General features: G+C 59.4%; 13 protein-coding genes. 4 read left to right on the top strand and 9 right to left on the bottom strand.

Annotated elements, in window-relative coordinates; all coding sequences use genetic code 11:
- Window positions 1–56: 56 nt before the first annotated feature.
- Entirely contained in the window at window positions 57–761 is a 705-nt protein-coding gene (locus GWQ27_RS12490) for a YafY family protein (RefSeq protein WP_275907495.1), read from the bottom strand.
- Window positions 762–1,039: 278 nt separating this feature from the next.
- Between GWQ27_RS12490 and GWQ27_RS12485 the strand changes: the two genes are divergently transcribed.
- Together GWQ27_RS12485 and GWQ27_RS12480 are read left to right on the top strand one after the other, a co-directional pair.
- A complete protein-coding gene (locus GWQ27_RS12485; RefSeq protein WP_169047132.1) occupies window positions 1,040–1,453 on the top strand; it encodes an Hsp20 family protein in 414 nt (137 codons plus the stop codon).
- A 93-nt stretch (window positions 1,454–1,546) separates the two neighbouring features.
- Complete coding sequence (locus GWQ27_RS12480; protein WP_058395536.1) at window positions 1,547–1,984, top strand: Hsp20 family protein; 438 nt, start codon at window positions 1,547–1,549, stop codon at window positions 1,982–1,984.
- A 58-nt stretch (window positions 1,985–2,042) separates the two neighbouring features.
- Here GWQ27_RS12480 and GWQ27_RS12475 read toward each other — a convergent pair whose 3' ends face one another.
- Window positions 2,043–3,293: a valine--pyruvate transaminase gene (locus tag GWQ27_RS12475; RefSeq protein ID WP_275907494.1), complete on the bottom strand. Its 1,251-nt coding sequence runs from the start codon at window positions 3,291–3,293 to the stop codon at window positions 2,043–2,045.
- Window positions 3,294–3,585: 292 nt separating this feature from the next.
- Between GWQ27_RS12475 and GWQ27_RS12470 the strand changes: the two genes are divergently transcribed.
- Window positions 3,586–3,819 carry a hypothetical protein gene (locus GWQ27_RS12470; protein WP_219598113.1) on the top strand — a complete coding sequence of 78 codons (234 nt, stop codon included), beginning with the start codon at window positions 3,586–3,588 and terminating at the stop codon, window positions 3,817–3,819.
- Here GWQ27_RS12470 and GWQ27_RS12465 read toward each other — a convergent pair.
- On the bottom strand, window positions 3,785–4,573 hold the full coding sequence (locus GWQ27_RS12465; protein WP_265463063.1) for a helix-turn-helix transcriptional regulator: 789 nt from the start codon (window positions 4,571–4,573) through the stop codon (window positions 3,785–3,787). The genes GWQ27_RS12470 and GWQ27_RS12465 overlap by 35 nt on opposite strands.
- Window positions 4,574–4,665: 92 nt before the next feature.
- Here GWQ27_RS12465 and GWQ27_RS12460 point away from each other — a divergent pair, with 92 nt between their 5' ends.
- Window positions 4,666–5,793, top strand: coding sequence for a multidrug effflux MFS transporter (locus tag GWQ27_RS12460; protein ID WP_275907493.1), 1,128 nt, complete (start codon window positions 4,666–4,668; stop codon window positions 5,791–5,793).
- Window positions 5,794–5,797: 4 nt separating this feature from the next.
- On the opposite strand, the gene GWQ27_RS12455 is transcribed toward GWQ27_RS12460, so the two are convergent.
- From GWQ27_RS12455 to gorA, 6 genes are all read right to left on the bottom strand, one after another.
- Complete coding sequence (locus tag GWQ27_RS12455; RefSeq protein WP_058395532.1) at window positions 5,798–6,481, bottom strand: response regulator transcription factor; 684 nt, start codon at window positions 6,479–6,481, stop codon at window positions 5,798–5,800.
- A gap of 86 nt (window positions 6,482–6,567) precedes the next feature.
- The gene (locus GWQ27_RS12450) at window positions 6,568–9,156 is read right to left on the bottom strand and encodes a sensor histidine kinase KdpD (protein WP_275907492.1); all 2,589 of its coding nucleotides are present in this window, start codon (window positions 9,154–9,156) and stop codon (window positions 6,568–6,570) included.
- Window positions 9,157–9,282: 126 nt separating this feature from the next.
- A complete protein-coding gene (locus tag GWQ27_RS12445) occupies window positions 9,283–9,798 on the bottom strand; it encodes a potassium-transporting ATPase subunit C (RefSeq protein ID WP_219598115.1) in 516 nt (171 codons plus the stop codon).
- A 280-nt stretch (window positions 9,799–10,078) separates the two neighbouring features.
- A complete protein-coding gene (gene kdpB, locus GWQ27_RS12440; protein WP_275907491.1) occupies window positions 10,079–12,136 on the bottom strand; it encodes a potassium-transporting ATPase subunit KdpB in 2,058 nt (685 codons plus the stop codon).
- A gap of 67 nt (window positions 12,137–12,203) precedes the next feature.
- On the bottom strand, window positions 12,204–13,886 hold the full coding sequence (gene kdpA / locus GWQ27_RS12435; RefSeq protein ID WP_275907490.1) for a potassium-transporting ATPase subunit KdpA: 1,683 nt from the start codon (window positions 13,884–13,886) through the stop codon (window positions 12,204–12,206).
- Window positions 13,887–14,402: 516 nt separating this feature from the next.
- Entirely contained in the window at window positions 14,403–15,752 is a 1,350-nt protein-coding gene (gorA, locus tag GWQ27_RS12430; protein ID WP_265463065.1) for a glutathione-disulfide reductase, read from the bottom strand.
- Window positions 15,753–15,806: the final 54 nt, after the last annotated feature.

Raw genomic sequence — 15,806 nt, 5'->3', positions numbered from 1 at the left:
TTGATTCGGTGGAGGGCGCATTTGCGCCGACCCCGTCAGCATGGCGTTACCTGCTGTCAGTTTCTGTCAGCAATGAGTTTTGGTTGCGGGATCTGCTGGGTAGCACGCCATTCTTTCAGCAGGCTCTCTCTGCTCTTGGGATAGGGGTTATCTTCCAGCTGCATCCGGGTGATGCGATCTACCCGAAAGTGGCGAAAGCCCTGCCGCAGTTCACACCAGGCGACCAGTACCCGCACCTGCTCGAAGTAGCCGAGAGCAAATGGCCAGACGGTGCGCTCAGATAGCTCCTCTTTCAAATCGCGATAGCTCAGGGTCACCTTGCGCTGCTGGCGGATGGCGCTGCGCAGGGGAGCCTCATCGACAGGGCAGTCGCTGCGGGAGGTGCCGATCAGCAGGGCATTGGCCTGGAGCTGTTGGCGGTATTCGGCAGGCAGCACAGCCTCTATCTTGGCCAGTGCACTGCTGGCAGATGCACTCAAGGTTTCATCACAGTGCGCGACGACCCAGCGTGAACCCAGCACCAGGGCTTCCAGCTCTTCCTCGCTGAACATCAGCGGGGGCAGCATGAAGCCAGGGCGCAGCACATAGCCGATACCGGGCTCACCTTCGATATGGGCGCCTTGAGCCTGCAGGGTGGCGATATCCCGATAGAGGGTGCGCAGACTGATGCCAAGCTGGCTGGCCAGCTCTGTGCCTGTGATGGCGTAACGGTGACCACGCAACAGCTGGAGCAGGGCCAGCAGGCGTTCGGAACGGGACATGGCATGGCTCCTTGGGATCTGCGGTTAGGGTGCCATGTTTGGGCGAGCCGGGACAAGGTGGGGGATTATGCTCACCTCTTTTATTATCACTAGAAGATGCCAAGGGAAGCTAAGAGCCACATCTGATGTTTCAGAAAATTTTTCATTTTTCGCCCTTGAAAGCAAAAAGCTGGCCCCTATATAGGTAACAAGGCCGGAACGCTCGACAGAGGTTTCGACCAGGAGCCCGTCCGACAGGAGGGTAAATAATCCGTTATCGCTCACAAGAGGGTAATACTATGCGTTCTATCGATTTTTCCCCGCTCTATCGTTCTGCCATCGGTTTCGATCGTCTGGCCAATCTCATCGAATCTGCGGCCAGCAATGGCAATGCCGGTTATCCCCCCTACAACATCGAGCAGCTGAGTGACAACGACTACCGTATCAGCATGGCGGTGGCTGGCTTTACCCAGGAAGAGCTGGAGCTGAGTTTCCAGGAAAATCTGCTGACGGTGAAGGGCAGCAAGCAGGCAGATTCCGATCGCAACTATCTGTATCAGGGCATAGCCGAGCGAGGCTTCGAGCGTCGTTTCCAACTGGCCGACTATGTGCGAGTAAAAGGGGCTGATCTGAAAAATGGCCTGCTGCACATCGAGCTGATGCGAGAAGTACCCGAGGCGATGAAGCCGCGCAAGATTGAGATCAACGGCTAACGCCTGATTTGAATCCATTTTTACCAAGCTTCCCGGGTGCCGATGACGGGCCTGTGGAAATGAAAACCTGTTGCTTATTAGAAGGATAGGATTATGCGTAACCTCGATTTTTCTCATCTCTATTCCAATGCCGTCGGCTTTGAGCGGATGGCCCGTGAGCTGGAGGGCCTGTTTGAACAGAAAGCAGCAGCCTATCCCCCTTACAACATCGAAAAGCGGGAGCACGACAGCTACCGCATCACGCTAGCGGTGGCAGGTTTTGAGCGCGAAGAGCTGGAGCTGGAAACCGAAAACGGCACCCTCAAGGTGAAGGGGCGCAAGGCCGCTGCCGGTGAGCGTCAGTTCCTCCATCAGGGTATCGCAGAGCGTGACTTCGAGCTCGCCTTCAAGCTGAGTCAGCACGTTGAGGTGCAGGGCGCCAAACTGGAACATGGCCTCTTGACCATAGATCTGGCTCGCGAGCTGCCCGAGGCGCTCAAGCCTCGTGCCATCGAGATCGGCAAACCCGATCAGCTGGCGCTGCCCAACTAAGTGACAAGAGATGAAAAAGGCCTGCGATTGCAGGCCTTTTTGTTTTTGGCAGGCTTGATCAGCGAGCGTAGAGAGTATTGATTTCGTCCGCAAGGATGGCAATGCCACGGCGCACCAGCTCCTCGCTCTGGGAGTAGTTGAGGCGGATGCACTCCTGGCTGTGGCGCCACTCCGGGTCATCAATGCCGGGGAAGAAGTAGTGACCAGGCACGATCAGCAGATTCTTGGCCTTCAACCGTTCATACAGCTCCTGGCTGTGGATCGGCAAGCCTTCGAACCAGAGCCAGAGGAAGAGGGCGCCTTCCGGCTTGTGGATATGGAAGCGCGGGTCCGGGATGGCGTCTCGCAGCAGTTGCACGGCGAAGTCGGCCTTCTGCTTGTAGAAGGGTTTGACCACTTGTTCGCTCAGGGCAATGATCTCGCCGCTCTCGATCATGGGGATTGTGATGGCGGGCCCCAGGCTGCCCGGCGCCAGGTTGATGATGCCGCTCAGGTTGGTGATGGCCTGGATGATCTTCTCATCGGCGATGACGATGCCACAGCGGGTGCCTGGCAGTCCCAGCTTGGAGAGGCTCATGCAGAGGATGGTGTTGGCGTTCCAGAACGGCTTGGCCTCGCTGAAGATGATGCCGGGAAAGGGCACACCGTAGGCATTGTCGATCAGCAGTGGAATGCCCTTATCGCGGGCGATCTGATCGAGGTGTTCAATCTCTTCGTCGGTCAGCACGTTGCCAGTTGGATTGGTCGGCCGAGAGACGCAGATCACGCCGATATCGTCACCCACCTGCAGACTTTCGAAATCCACATGGTATTTGAACTGGCCATCGGGCAGTTTCTCTATGGTGGGTTTGTACGCCACGAAATAGTCATCGGCCAGTGCCGAGTCGGCATAGCCAATGTATTCGGGCGCCAGGGGGAAGAGCACCTTCTTCTTGCGGCCATCTGCGAACTCACCGGCCAGCAGGTTGAACAGGTAGAAGAAGGCATTCTGGCTGCCGTTGGTCAGGGCGATATTGCGGGACGTGATATTCCAGCCGAGCTCCTTGCTGAGCAGGGTGGCCAGTGCCTTGGTGAACCTGTCTTTGCCTTGGGGGCCGTCGTAGTTGGCCATGGCTTTGACCAGTTCGCCATTGTCGAGCAGGTTTCTGGCTTCGGTTTGAAAGCGCTCCAGCATGGAGGGGATCGGAGCCGGATTGCCGCCACCCAGCATAATGGCGTCCGGATTGGTCAGCCCCTGATTAAGGTCATCCATGAGTTGGGTAATGCCGGCGTGGCGAGTGAACTTCTCGCCGAACAAGGAAAATTCCATTCGGTGACGGATCCAGAGTCAGTTACGGGGATGTAGCACCATAGCTCAGTTTAAAAGCGGGTGTCGATCAAAATAACGGGACGTTCCACGTGGAACATGACTCAATAATCGAGCATGGCAAAAAATACCACTAATGGGTTTAAAAATGACCACACATGATGTTTTGTGCGACGTACCTTGGTGTCATAAGAAGATAAATTTAAACAAATTCATACTCTTATGTATTTTTTGAGGGTTGGCACGACTATTGGAATAGCTATCTGGTCATCTCAACCATACCGGAGCAAGCCAGATGAAAACCCTGATCGCCACCCTGATAATGAGCACCCTCAGCCTGAATGTCATGGCAACTGAAAACCCCAGACCCGAACTGGATACCGCCAAACTGGGACAGGAGATGCTGGCCCAGCAGCAGGAAGCATCCCGGGCTGTGGTGCTGGATGCCCTCAGCAACTTGAAGCCACTGGTGCTGGATACCCTGGTGGTGGAAGCTAGCTCGGCCGATGCGACTCACCCCGAGAGTTGAGATGACGCAGGGGAGTCTGCCCCGTATGCTGCTTGAAGAAGCTGATGAAGGCGCTGTCGCTGGAGAACTCCAGCGAAGCCGCTACCCGACTGATGGGCACAGCCTCGGCCAGCAGCTCCATGGCGCGCAGCAGACGCCACTGCTGGCGCCATGCCTGATAGCTCATGCCGGTTTCCCGCATGAAGATACGACCTATGGTCTTGTCACTGGCACCCACCCGTTCGGCCAGCCGGTTGAGCCGATCGGGCAGGGTGTCCCCCCGTTTTACCTCCTGTAACCAGACTGCCAGGCGAGGGTCTGCCGGCAACGGCAGCTGCCAGGATTGTCGCGGCGCTTGCGCCAGCTCCTCCATGAACAAGGCCAGCGTCCGGCTCTGCTCCACTTCCGGTTTATCCCATGACCAGAGCGCCATTCGCTCTATAACCTCCCGCAGCAGTGGATTGACAGCGATCACCTGCACACTGGCTGGCAGCTCTGGTTGTGGCATGAAGTAGAGGGATCGGTAGGCCACCACGCCGCGCATCAAGACCCTGTGGGGCGTACCCGCCGGCAGCCAGGCTGCCCGGCTGGGTGGCAGCAGACAGACCCGATTGGCCAGCTCTATGCTCATGCAGCCAGCCTGGGCGAACAACAGCTGATGGCGTTGATGCTGATGCAAGCCTGAGTCGTGCCAACCCAGTGCAGAGGCTATGCCGATCACGCTGCCAGTCAGGCGGTCGGGATCAAAGGGGTGATCGGGAAGAATAAAGGCCATATGTCTGATTGTTGATGTTTATAGTCTTGCTTATTGTAATCAGACATTTCGTATCTCTCTAGACTGGCAACCTCTCGTCAAGGAGGTTTGTCATGAACAACAAGTTGCCACCGCTCTGGCTGGTGGTGGGATTGATGATGTTTCCCCAGATAGTGGAGACCATCTACAGCCCTGTGCTGACGCATATTGCCAGTCAGTTCAGGGTGAGTGACGGGCAGGCGTCCCAGACACTGTCGGTCTATTTTCTGGCGTTTGCGGTAGGGGTTGTCTGTTGGGGTCGCCTCTGCGATCTGATCGGGCGGCGTCCGGCCATGCTGGCCGGTCTGCTGACCTACGGGGCTGGCAGTCTGCTGGCATTGCTGGCCAACCAGTTTGAAACCCTGCTGCTGGCCCGGATCATCTCGGCCTTTGGCGCCGCCGTGGGATCTGTCGTGACCCAGACCATGCTGCGTGACAGTTATCAGGGCAGCGATCTGGCCCGTGTCTTCTCCGTGATGGGGGTGGCTCTGTCCATCAGCCCTGTGTTGGGGCTGGTGAGCGGCGGTCTGTTGGCCGAGCAGTTAGGCTATCTCGGTGTCTTCAGCGGCTTGCTGGTGCTGGCCCTGGGATTGACGGTGATCGCCAGCTGGCGTCTGCCTGAAACCCGTCCTGCCATCACTACCAGGGTGGCTCTCTGGCCACTGGCGTGCCGGATGGCAAGGGATGGAGGGCTCTGGCGCAGCGCCCTGCTGGTCGCTCTGTTCAATACCATGCTGTTTGGCTACTACAGCCTGGCACCGTTTCTGTTTGCCGGATTGGGATTGAATGCCAGCGAGTTCGGCTATTCCGGCCTGGTGTTGGCGATAGGGACTCTGATCGGCAGCCTGCTGAACAAGCGCTTGTTGGGCAAGGGCTGGCAGTCGATGTCGCTCATCCGGCTGGCCACGTCGCTGGCGCTGGGGGCGGGGGTTGCTGTGTGGACGAGTCAGGATTCGCTCTGGTTCCTGTTGCCCATGATGGGGGTGGTCGTGGCCTTTGGTATCGCCATTCCCAATGTGCTCAGTCAGGCCTTGCGGACTTATCGGGAGGTGGCAGGCAGTGCGGGTGCTCTGTTCGGGCTGGCCTACTACCTGTTGCTCAGTCTGGGGTTGGCACTGGCGGCCGGTTTGCAGGATCTGGGCATGCTGCTCTTTGGCTGTGGCCTCTTGGCCGTACTGTGCAGCGGACGGCGTTCCACGTGAAACATCAGCTGCCGATAAAGCGGTAGCCGATGCCGGATTCGGTTTCAATCAGGCTGGGTTGTTGGGGATTATCCCCCAGCTTCTTGCGCAGGCTGGCGATGACGATACGCAAGTAGTGGGTATCTTCCTTGTGGCTTGGCCCCCAGATGTCGTTGAGCAGCTGGGTCTGCATCACCAGCTTGCCCGGGTGGCACACCAGCGCCTGCAGCAGGGCAAACTCCTTGCGAGACAAGGGAATTTCCTCATCATGCAGGCTCACCTTGTGGCTGCTGGCGTCCAGGGTCAGGCCACATTGCGGAAAGTGGCGGCGTTCGCCGCTGCTGACTCCGGCCCGTTGGCGCAGCAATACCCGGATGCGGGCCATCATCTCCCCAATGCCGAACGGCTTGCTCATATAGTCGTTGGCGCCAGCATCCAGCAGTCGCACCTTCTCCTGTTCCGAATCCCGAGCCGACAGTACCAGTACCGGATTCTGGTGATGCTCGCGAATGGCTTGCAGTATCTGAATGCCATCCCCATCCGGCAGGCCGAGATCCAGGATCACCAGATCGGGATTGAGATGGCGATACAGTTCCAGCCCTTCGTTGACCCCTACCGCCTCGCTGACCTGATGCCCTTCGGCAATCAGGCTGATACGCAGAAAGCGGCGAATCGCCGCTTCATCATCTATGACCAATATGTGAGCCATCTAGCCTCCAGAGGCGAACATTGGGGGAGGGCTGAGGCGAGGGAAAATAGCACTCTCTGCCATCGCTGTGAGCCATATGCGGACCATTATACCTCAGGTGCGTTGAGGGCAAGCGGCAGCGAGATGCGCATGCAGGTGCCGTTGCCATTGGGACCGGAGAATGCCCAGATACGGCCGCCATGGGCCTCTATCATAGCGCGAGAAATGGCGAGGCCAAGCCCGGTGCCTCGACTGCCGCAATCGCCGACAGGCTGGGTGTAGAACAGATTGAAGATCTTGTCCCGGTCCGACTCGGCGATGCCGACCCCGATATCTATGATGTCGAGGATGAGGTCCGGATCCGCCAGCATCACCTTGAACTCTATGGGGGTGCCGGCCGGCGAGTAGCGGGAGGCATTGTCGAGGATATTGACCAGCACCTGCTCGATAAGGGCGCCGTGCACATAAAGCTGGGGGATCTGCTGATCGAAGTGCACCAGCAGCTTGTGCTGACGCCAGGAAGACTCCAGCCGCTTGCGGGCACTCTCCACCAGGTCGGCCAGGTCAACCCAGTCGCGTTTCAGCTGGAAGTCGGGTGAACCGATGCGGGTCATGTCCAGCAGGTTCTGCACATAGCTGTGCAGGCGGCGGGCCTCGTCCTGCACCGAATGGAGCAGTTCGCTGCGATCCTCCGGGCTGATCCTGTCACCGTACTCCAGCAGGGTGCTGCCAGCCCCCATTATGGTGGCGAGCGGGGTTTTCAGGTCGTGAGAGACAGACGAGAGCAGGGCGGCGCGCATCCGATCCGTCTCTGCCTGCAACTGGCTGTCGGCCAACCGTTCGTTGAGATCGATCCGGGCCAGGGCCGCTCGGATGTCGGTGAGCAGGGCTTGCAGCTGGTGCTCGGCAGAAGAGGAGAGCGGATTGGTCAGCAGGATGCCCAGCACCAGCTCATCGGTGAGATGGTGATATTGCGCGTCGGCGGCATTGAGCGTCGCCGTGTGGGCTCCGGCACTCTGTTTCTGGGCCAGACACCAGTCGATGGCGGCTTTGTCGGTCTGGCCAGGCTCAATTTTTTCCGAACCAGCCCTGTGTTGATAATGCTGGTCGAGGGCAAAGACGGGTTGAGCCAGGGCCAGGGAGATGGCCTGGGTGCCTTGCCTGAGTACCTCTTCCGGACTGCTGGCGGTGGCCAGCCCCTGGCTCAGCGACAGCAGGGCATTGCCGAGCTGCTGGGTTTCACGCAAGCCCACCAGTTGCTGCCGCTGGCGGGAGGCGAGCCGTCCTGCCGTCATACCGACGATAAGCAGTACCAGCAAGGTGAGCAGGTCACTGTGTCTTGCCACGCTCAGTGAAAAATAAGGGGCGGTAAAGAGCAGGTTATGGCCGACGAACCCCAGCACGGCCGCCAGAATGGCGGGCACCAGGCTGGTGGTGAGTGCCGTCGCCAGCACCCCCAGCACGAACAGCAGCGGCAGGGAGGCAGGGGGCAGCCAGTGAGATAGTCCCCAGGCGGCAGCCGATGTCAGCCCCATTATGGTCACTGCCAGCAGACTCTGGCGAATGTCCTTGGGGTGAAGCGGTTGCAATCCTATGCCGGGTTTGCGCTTCTCGGTATCCACCAGCGTGATTTCGAGCCCTTGTGCCTGCTTGAGCAGGTGTTGCACCAGGGAGCGGCGCCAGGGGGCCTTGTGGGGTTTGCCGAGCAGCAGTTGTGAGACCTGTTGCTGCTCGGCCGTTTCCAGCAGGGTACTGGCTACTGCCGGGCTGGAGAGAGTCAGCACCTTGGCACCAAGGTGGGAGGCCAGCGCCAGTGCCTGCTCCAGCTCGGCGGAGCGTTGTCCCTTGCTGTCGATGTGGACCACCAGCCAGGGCAGCTGGCGGCGCTGGGCGAAACGGTGGCCGTAACGCACCAGTGCAGAGCCGTGCTGATCGCCGAGGCAAACCATCAGCTTGCCTCGCAACGGCAGCGTTGTCTTGCCTGCGGCTTGCCACTGCAGTTGCAGATCCCCCTCCACGTGGCTGGCGGCGGTTTGCATCGCCAGCTCGCGCAAGGCGGTCAGGTTGTTGAGGGAGAAGAAGGATTGCAGGGCGGCCTTGGCCTGATGGGGCACATAGACCTTGCCCTCCTTGAGCCGGCCGAGCAACTCCTTGGGGGGCAGGTCGATCAGCACTATGCTGTCGGCCTCCAGCAGCACCTGATCGGGCAGGGTCTCCTTGACCCTGACACCGGTCAGTTGCCACACCAGATCGTTGAGGCTCTCGAGGTGTTGCACGTTGAGGGTGGAGTAGACGTCGATGCCGGCACCGAGCAGCTCCTCCACATCCTGCCAGCGTTTTTCGTGGCGGCTGCCGGGGGCGTTGCTGTGGGCCAGCTCATCCACCACCACTATGGCGGGTTTGCGTGCAAGCAGCGCATCCAGATCCATCTCCTCCAGACGTTGCTGGCGGTGGAGATGGAGTTTGCGTGGCTGGATGGCAAGCTTGTCGAGCAGGGCCAGAGTCTCCTGACGGCCGTGGGTTTCCACCACGCCGATCAGGATATCGACCCCCTCTTTTGCCTGCTCACGCACTGCCTGCAGCATGGCGTAGGTCTTGCCTACGCCGGGTGCGGCACCGAGGAATACCTTCAGCTTGCCCTTGTGTTCTTGCTCCAGGCTCGCCAGCAAGGCGTCGGCCCTTGCCTCATCACGCATCCCGGTGCTCCCGCTCCAGACTTGCCGCCTTTACCTCATCACGCATTATTGTCCTTATCGAGCAACCGCTGGCTCAGTTCGAAAATGTGGGTCATCGCCAGCCGCATGTGCCGGACTTTGCCTCCATCAGGCATCCTTGCCCTGATCGAGCAACAGATTCAGCTGAAGGATATTGACCACTTGCGGGCCAAGGATACCAGCTTGTGTCGCCGACTTGACCTGCTCCGTCAGCAAGGCGGGATCCAGCCCTCGCTGCTTGGCCACTCTGTTCACCTGAGCCAGCACGGCATCCACCGGCAGATGGGGGTCGAGGCCTGAGCCGGAGCGGGTCAGCATGGCGGGTGACTGGACATCACCCTGTGCCTTGGCGAACTCGCTACGCAATGGTGAGCTGACGCCCAGATTGCTGCCGCCGCCACCTATGGTGGCGAAGTCACTGGCGGAAGGACGGGAATGAAAGTACTCGGCCCGCTCGAATTTCTGCGCCAGCAGGGCGCTGCCGACAAACTCTTGCTTCTTGTTGGTCAACTGGCTGCCATTGGCCTGCCAGGGAAACAGCAACTGGGCCACACCTGTCACTGCCAGGGGATAGCCGACGCCCAGCAACAGGGTCAGGGTCAGCAGGGTTCTGATTGCGATCATGATTTTCTTGCTCCAAACAGGTTGATGGGATGCAAGCCTGGCTTGCACCCCGCTATGTCGTTACACCAGACCCAGGCCTGTGATGACCAGGTCGATCAGCTTGATGCCGATTAATCGGGTGCACCAGCAGGCCATGGACGCCATGGATTCAGCGCCTTGTGCCCTTGTTCCTACACCAAGCCCAGGCCGGTAATGACCAGGTCGATCAGCTTGATGCCGATTAATCGGGTGCACCAGCAGGCCATGGACACCATGGATTCAGCGCCTTGCGCCCTTGCTCCTACACCAAGCCCAGGCCGGTAATGACCAGATCGATCAGCTTGATGCCGATAAAGGGCACCAGCAAACCACCGACACCGTAGATCAGCAGGTTGCGGCGCAGCAGGCTGGCAGCCGAACCTTTCAGATCGACACCGCGCAGGGCCAGCGGTACCAGCGCCACTATGATCAGGGCGTTGAAGATGATGGCCGACAAGATGGCGCTTTCGGGGCTACCCAGCTGCATCAGGTTCAGCGCACCCAGTTGCGGATAGGCTGCGATGAACAGAGCCGGCAGTATGGCAAAGTACTTGGCCACGTCGTTGGCGATGGAGAAGGTGGTCAATGCTCCCCGGGTCACCAGCAACTGCTTGCCGACCAGTACCACGTCCAGCAGCTTGGTGGGGTTGGAGTCGAGATCCACCAGGTTGCCCGCCTCCTTGGCGGCCTGGGTACCCTCGTTCATGGCCAGACCCACGTCAGCCTGTGCCAGCGCGGGCGCATCGTTGGCACCGTCACCGCACATGGCAACCAGACGTCCGTCCGCCTGCTCCTGGCGGATATAAGCCAGCTTCTTCTCCGGCGTTGCTTCTGCGATAAAGTCATCCACCCCGGCTTCGGCAGCGATGGCGGCAGCGGTCAGCGGGTTGTCACCTGTGATCATCACTGTACGGATCCCCATGTGACGCAGGATCTGGAAGCGGGCCTTGATGCCTGGCTTGATGATGTCCTTGAGGAACACGACTCCCAGCAGCTTCTCGTGAGTGCAGACCAGCAGCGGCGTGCCGCCCTGACGAGCAATGTGATCCACAGACTTGAGGATTACCTCTGGCACTGCCTTGCGGTCGAGGGAGAGGTAGTTGAGTACCGCATCCACAGCCCCCTTGCGATATTGGTGACCGTTGCGATCCAGACCGCTCAGGCGGGTCTCGGCACTGAAGGGGATCACCTTGTCGCTCTCCAGCTGGCTCGGCTTGGCCATGCTCTTGCCCGCCAGGGTCAGGATGGACTTGCCCTCCGGCGTATTGTCGCCAAGGGAGGCCAGCATGGCCGCCTGGGCAAGCAGTGAGGGATCCACCCCAAGTGCCGGGATCAGCTCGTCTGCCATGCGGTTACCGAAGGTGATGGTGCCTGTCTTGTCCAGCAACAGGGTGCGCACGTCACCGGCGGCCTCCACGGCACGGCCTGATTTGGCTATTACGTTCAGCTTTACCAGCCGGTCCATGCCGGCGATCCCGATGGCGGAGAGCAGACCGCCTATGGTGGTCGGTATCAGGGTGATGAAGAGGGCGATCAGATAGAGCCTGGGTACCTGGGTGCCGTTGTAGTTGAGGAACCAGGGCAGGGTTGCCACCACCAGCAGGAAGATCAGGGTCAGACCCACCAGCAGGGCGTCGAGCGCCATCTCGTTCGGGGTCTTCTGGCGCTTGGCTCCTTCGACCAGGGCTATCATCCGATCCAGCGTGCTTTCACCCGGATTGTTGCTGACGCGTACCCAGATCTCGTCGGAGACCACTGTGGTGTTGCCAGTCACACCACTGCGGTCGGTGCCGGATTCGCGGATGACGGGGGCAGATTCCCCCGTGATGGCGGCTTCGTTGACCGAGGCGATACCGGCGACCACTTCACCATCGGCCGGGATCATCTCGCCGCTGCGTACCAGCACCAGATCGCCTTTCAGCAGGCTGGTGGCAGGCACCCATTCGCCCTGACCATCTTTGGCATCGGTCACCCGACGAGCCTTGAGCTGGCTCATGCCCGCCTTCAGACTGTCGGCTCTCGCCTTGCCACGACCTTCGGCCAGGGTCTCGGCGAAGTTGGCAAACCAGAGGGTCAGCCACAGCCAGGCGGTCAGTTGCCAGGCCAGACTGGGGGCGACTCCTGACAAGGGTTGCCCCAGCAGGGACTCCACGGTTGCCATGACGGCAGCCAGCCAGAGCGTGAACAGAATAGGGCTGCCAAACAGTGCCTTGGGATTGAAGCGGTAAAGCGCTTCGGCCATGGCCTGCACGATTTGCGAGCGTTGCTTTTTACCCTTCACCTTGTCGGCATGGGTTGTGATGGATATGGACTTGCTCATTGAAAAGCTCCCAGTATCAAATAGTTGACCATTGGCATCTGTGATGTGATCGCGCTGGCGTCGTTCATCAGAACGCTCCCTGTATCAGACTCAGATGCTCGGCTACCGGTCCCAGTGCCAGTACCGGCAGGAAGGAGAGGCCACCAATCAACAGCACTGTGATGATCAGCAAGGTAATGAACAGCGGGCCGCGGATCGGGAAGTCACTCTCACCTGTTTCCTGGCGTGGGGCGCGGGCGAGCTGACCTGCGATGGCCAGCACAGGGATGATGTAACCGAAGCGACCGAGCAGCATGGCTAGGCCGATGGCGATGCATTGCCAGCTATCGGCGGCTGCGAGACCAGCAAAGGCGGAGCCGTTGTTACCCGCGGCCGAGGCATAGGCATAGATCAGCCGTGACAGCCCGTGGGGGCCTTCATGACCTATGATGGTGCTGGCATCCGGCATCAGCAGTGTCACCCCGCCGATCACCAATACCCCGACTGGCATCACCAGCATGCTGGCGACAACCCATTTCATCTCAGTGATACCGAGGCGCTTGCCCAGATAGGTCGGGGTGCGTCCCACCATCAGGCCGCAGAGGAACACGGTCAGCAGCACGAACAGCATCATGCCGTAGATACCGGCACCCACACCGCCAAAGACCACTTCACCGAGCAACATGTTGAACATGCCGACCATGCCGCCGAGGGGGGTGAAGCTGTCATGCATGGCGTTGACCGACCCGTTGGAGGCAGCTGTGGTGGCGACTTCCCAAATGCTGGAGAGCACAGGGCCGAACCGGCTCTCCTTGCCTTCCCAGTTGCCCACCTGAGTTGTGAGTTGAGTCAGGTTCGGGTCCGGCTTCATCTCCTGAGTAACAGAGAGACTTAGCCCCAGCACGAACAGCAACGCCATGGCGGTGAGGATGGCGCGGCCGTGGCCCGTGTCCTTCACGTAACGGCCCAGAGTGCAGACCAGCGCGGCGGGAAGGGTCAGCAGGGCGACCATCTCCAGCCAGTTGGAAAGGGCGGTCGGGTTCTCGAACGGGTGAGCCGAGTTGACACCGAAGAAGCCACCACCGTTGGAACCTAGCTGCTTGATGGCAATTTGCGAGGCAGCGGGGCCCAGTGGCAGCAGTTGCTCCTGACCTTCCAGACTGTGGAACGGCAGGTAGGCAGACAGGCTCTGGGGCACACCCTGCCACACCAGCAGCAGTGCCATGATCAGCGCCATCGGCAACAGTACATAGAGGCAGAAGCGCACGAGATCCTGCCAGAAGTTGCCAAGGTGTATGGTCTGCTGGCGGGAGATGCCGCGAAACAGGGCGACGGCGACGGTCGCACCGGTACCGGCGGAGACGAAGTTCTGGGTGGTAAGCCCCACCATCTGGCTGAAGTAGGAGAGGCTGGCCTCACCGGAATAGGCTTGCCAGTTGGTGTTGGTCATGAAGCTGACCGCTGTGTTGAAGGCCAGTTCCCAGTTCAGCCCTGGCAATTGCTGCGGGTTGAGGGGAAGCAGGCCTTGTGCCATCAGGATCAGGAACAGCAGACCGAAACTGGCACCGTTGAAGGCCAGCAGGCTGAGGGCGTAGGACTTCCAATCCTGCTCCCGTCCGTCCGTGCCGCAGCAGGCCAGGGTGGCGCGCTCGATCGGCGACAGCCAGCGGCTCTTGCCTTCAAACACCCGATATATATAGCTGCCAAGCAGGGGTGCTGGCAGCAGGACCAGCAGCACAAAGGCTACCGGATAGATCAATTCTTGCCACATATCAGATCCCTCACTCGTGGCTGCGCGTTAACGCGCGCAACAGATAACCCATAAGGGCGAGGACCAGCAGCAGATATAGCCAATTCATATCGACTCCATTGAAATAATTAGCTGCAAGAGTCGATGTAAGACAGCATCGACTCCGTTGGTGTAGTTGACGCTGAAAGGGTATGTAAAACAGGCGTAAAGGCGCCATAAAGCGGCATGGGGTGGGCGTAAAATCGGCGTAAAAAGCGAGGGTTTTACTGGGCTACGGAAGGAAGGACATGAAAAAAACCGGCCTGGGCCGGGTTGCTAGGAAGAGGGCGAGAGGCTTAACGCATCGTCACGAACTCTTCCGCGCTGGTGGGATGGGGATAGCAACGCAGTTATTGAAGCCAGCCTGATGGTGTGATGAGGCTGGCTTCACGCACATTTAGCGCATGGTCACGAACTCTTCCGCGCTGGTGGGATGGGGATAGCAACGCAGTTATTGAAGCCAGCCTGATGGTGTGATGAGGCTGGCTTCACGTACATTTAGCGCATGGTCACGAACTCTTCCGCGCTGGTGGGATGAATGGCCACGCAGTTATCGAAGTCCGCCTTGGTAGCGCCCATCTTCATGGCGACGCCGAAGCCTTGCAGGATCTCGTCCATGGCAAAGCCGATGCCGTGCAGACCGACCACTTTTTCTTCCGGCCCGACACAGACCAGCTTCATACGAGTGGGTTGGCGATGCTGTGTCAGTGCCGAATACATGGCGGTGAACTGGCTGCGGTACACCTTCACCTGACTCTCGCCATACTCGGCGATGGCCTCCGGCTCGGTCAGGCCTATGGTGCCAATGGGAGGGTGGCTGAACACCACTGTCGGCACCAGATTGTAGTCAAGGTGTTCATTGGGCTTGTTGTTGAACAACCGCTCGGAGAGGCGGCGACCTGCGGCGACGGCCACCGGGGTCAGCTGGATGCGACCCGTGTTGTCACCCACCGCATAGACGTTGGCGACGGCGGTGTTCTGGAACTTGTCGGTCGGGATAAAACCCTTGTCGTCCAGTTCGATGCCGGCTGCTGTCAGGTTGAGATTGTCGGTGGCTGGCGTGCGGCCAATGGCCCAGATCAGGCAGTCGACCGTGAGGTGGCGACCATCTTCCAGCTGCAGTGTCAGACTGTCATCAGCGTTCTTGATTACCGCTTTGGGAGTGGCATGGATGTGCAGTTTGGGCCCTTCTTGCGCCATGATCTCCACCAGGGTCTCGTGGATCATGGGATCGAAGTTGCGCAGCGGCGCGTGTTTGCGAACCACCAGATGGGTTTCACTGCCGAGGGCCTGCATCACGCCAGCAATTTCGACCGCGATATAGCCAGCACCGACCACGGCAACCCGCTTGGGCTGCGCCTGCAGATCGAAGAAACCATCAGAGTCGATCCCCAGTTCGGCGCCGGGAATAGTGGGTACTTCAGGGCGGCCACCGGTGGCGATCAGTATGTGATCGGCAGTGAATTGTTCACCATTGACCTCGATCGTGTTGCTATTGACGAAGCGGGCGAAGCCTTTGACGACGGTGATCTGGTTTTTGCCCAGCACATTCTGGTAGGACTGATGGATGCGGCCTATGTAGGCCTGGCGGGACTCGACCAGCTTGGCCCAGCTGAATTGATTGAGTGTGGTATCGAAGCCGTAATCGGCGCCATATTTCAGGGCATCGGCGATCTGGCCTGCATACCACATGGCTTTCTTCGGTACACAACCGACGTTGACGCAGGTTCCCCCCAACTCTTTGGCTTCAATCAGGGCAACTTTTTTGCCGTACATGGCAGCCCGATTCGCCGAGGCGATACCGCCACTGCCGCCGCCGATGGCGATATAGTCAAAATGCTGTGCCATTGCGAGATTCTCCGCTCATTAAGAAGGCAATCACAGCATGATGGGGATAAAGCG

It is taken from the genome of Aeromonas sp. 5HA1 (assembly GCF_029237245.1).
GTDB lineage: Bacteria > Pseudomonadota > Gammaproteobacteria > Enterobacterales > Aeromonadaceae > Aeromonas > Aeromonas salmonicida.
The sequence above is the reverse complement of the archived record's forward strand: the minus strand, read 5'-3'. Positions and strand labels throughout refer to the sequence as shown.

What these genes read in the sequence shown, in the direction of transcription:
- GWQ27_RS12490 (WP_275907495.1), bottom strand. Translation starts at nt 761, where the DNA reads ATGTCCCGTTCCGAACGCCTGCTGGCCCTGCTCCAGCTGTTGCGTGGT.
- GWQ27_RS12485 (WP_169047132.1), top strand. Translation starts at nt 1,040, where the DNA reads ATGCGTTCTATCGATTTTTCCCCGCTCTATCGTTCTGCCATCGGTTTC.
- GWQ27_RS12480 (WP_058395536.1), top strand. Translation starts at nt 1,547, where the DNA reads ATGCGTAACCTCGATTTTTCTCATCTCTATTCCAATGCCGTCGGCTTT.
- GWQ27_RS12475 (WP_275907494.1), bottom strand. Translation starts at nt 3,293, where the DNA reads ATGGAATTTTCCTTGTTCGGCGAGAAGTTCACTCGCCACGCCGGCATT.
- GWQ27_RS12470 (WP_219598113.1), top strand. Translation starts at nt 3,586, where the DNA reads ATGAAAACCCTGATCGCCACCCTGATAATGAGCACCCTCAGCCTGAAT.
- GWQ27_RS12465 (WP_265463063.1), bottom strand. Translation starts at nt 4,573, where the DNA reads ATGGCCTTTATTCTTCCCGATCACCCCTTTGATCCCGACCGCCTGACT.
- GWQ27_RS12460 (WP_275907493.1), top strand. Translation starts at nt 4,666, where the DNA reads ATGAACAACAAGTTGCCACCGCTCTGGCTGGTGGTGGGATTGATGATG.
- GWQ27_RS12455 (WP_058395532.1), bottom strand. Translation starts at nt 6,481, where the DNA reads ATGGCTCACATATTGGTCATAGATGATGAAGCGGCGATTCGCCGCTTT.
- GWQ27_RS12450 (WP_275907492.1), bottom strand. Translation starts at nt 9,156, where the DNA reads ATGCGTGATGAGGCAAGGGCCGACGCCTTGCTGGCGAGCCTGGAGCAA.
- GWQ27_RS12445 (WP_219598115.1), bottom strand. Translation starts at nt 9,798, where the DNA reads ATGATCGCAATCAGAACCCTGCTGACCCTGACCCTGTTGCTGGGCGTC.
- kdpB (WP_275907491.1), bottom strand. Translation starts at nt 12,136, where the DNA reads ATGAGCAAGTCCATATCCATCACAACCCATGCCGACAAGGTGAAGGGT.
- kdpA (WP_275907490.1), bottom strand. Translation starts at nt 13,886, where the DNA reads ATGTGGCAAGAATTGATCTATCCGGTAGCCTTTGTGCTGCTGGTCCTG.
- gorA (WP_265463065.1), bottom strand. Translation starts at nt 15,752, where the DNA reads ATGGCACAGCATTTTGACTATATCGCCATCGGCGGCGGCAGTGGCGGT.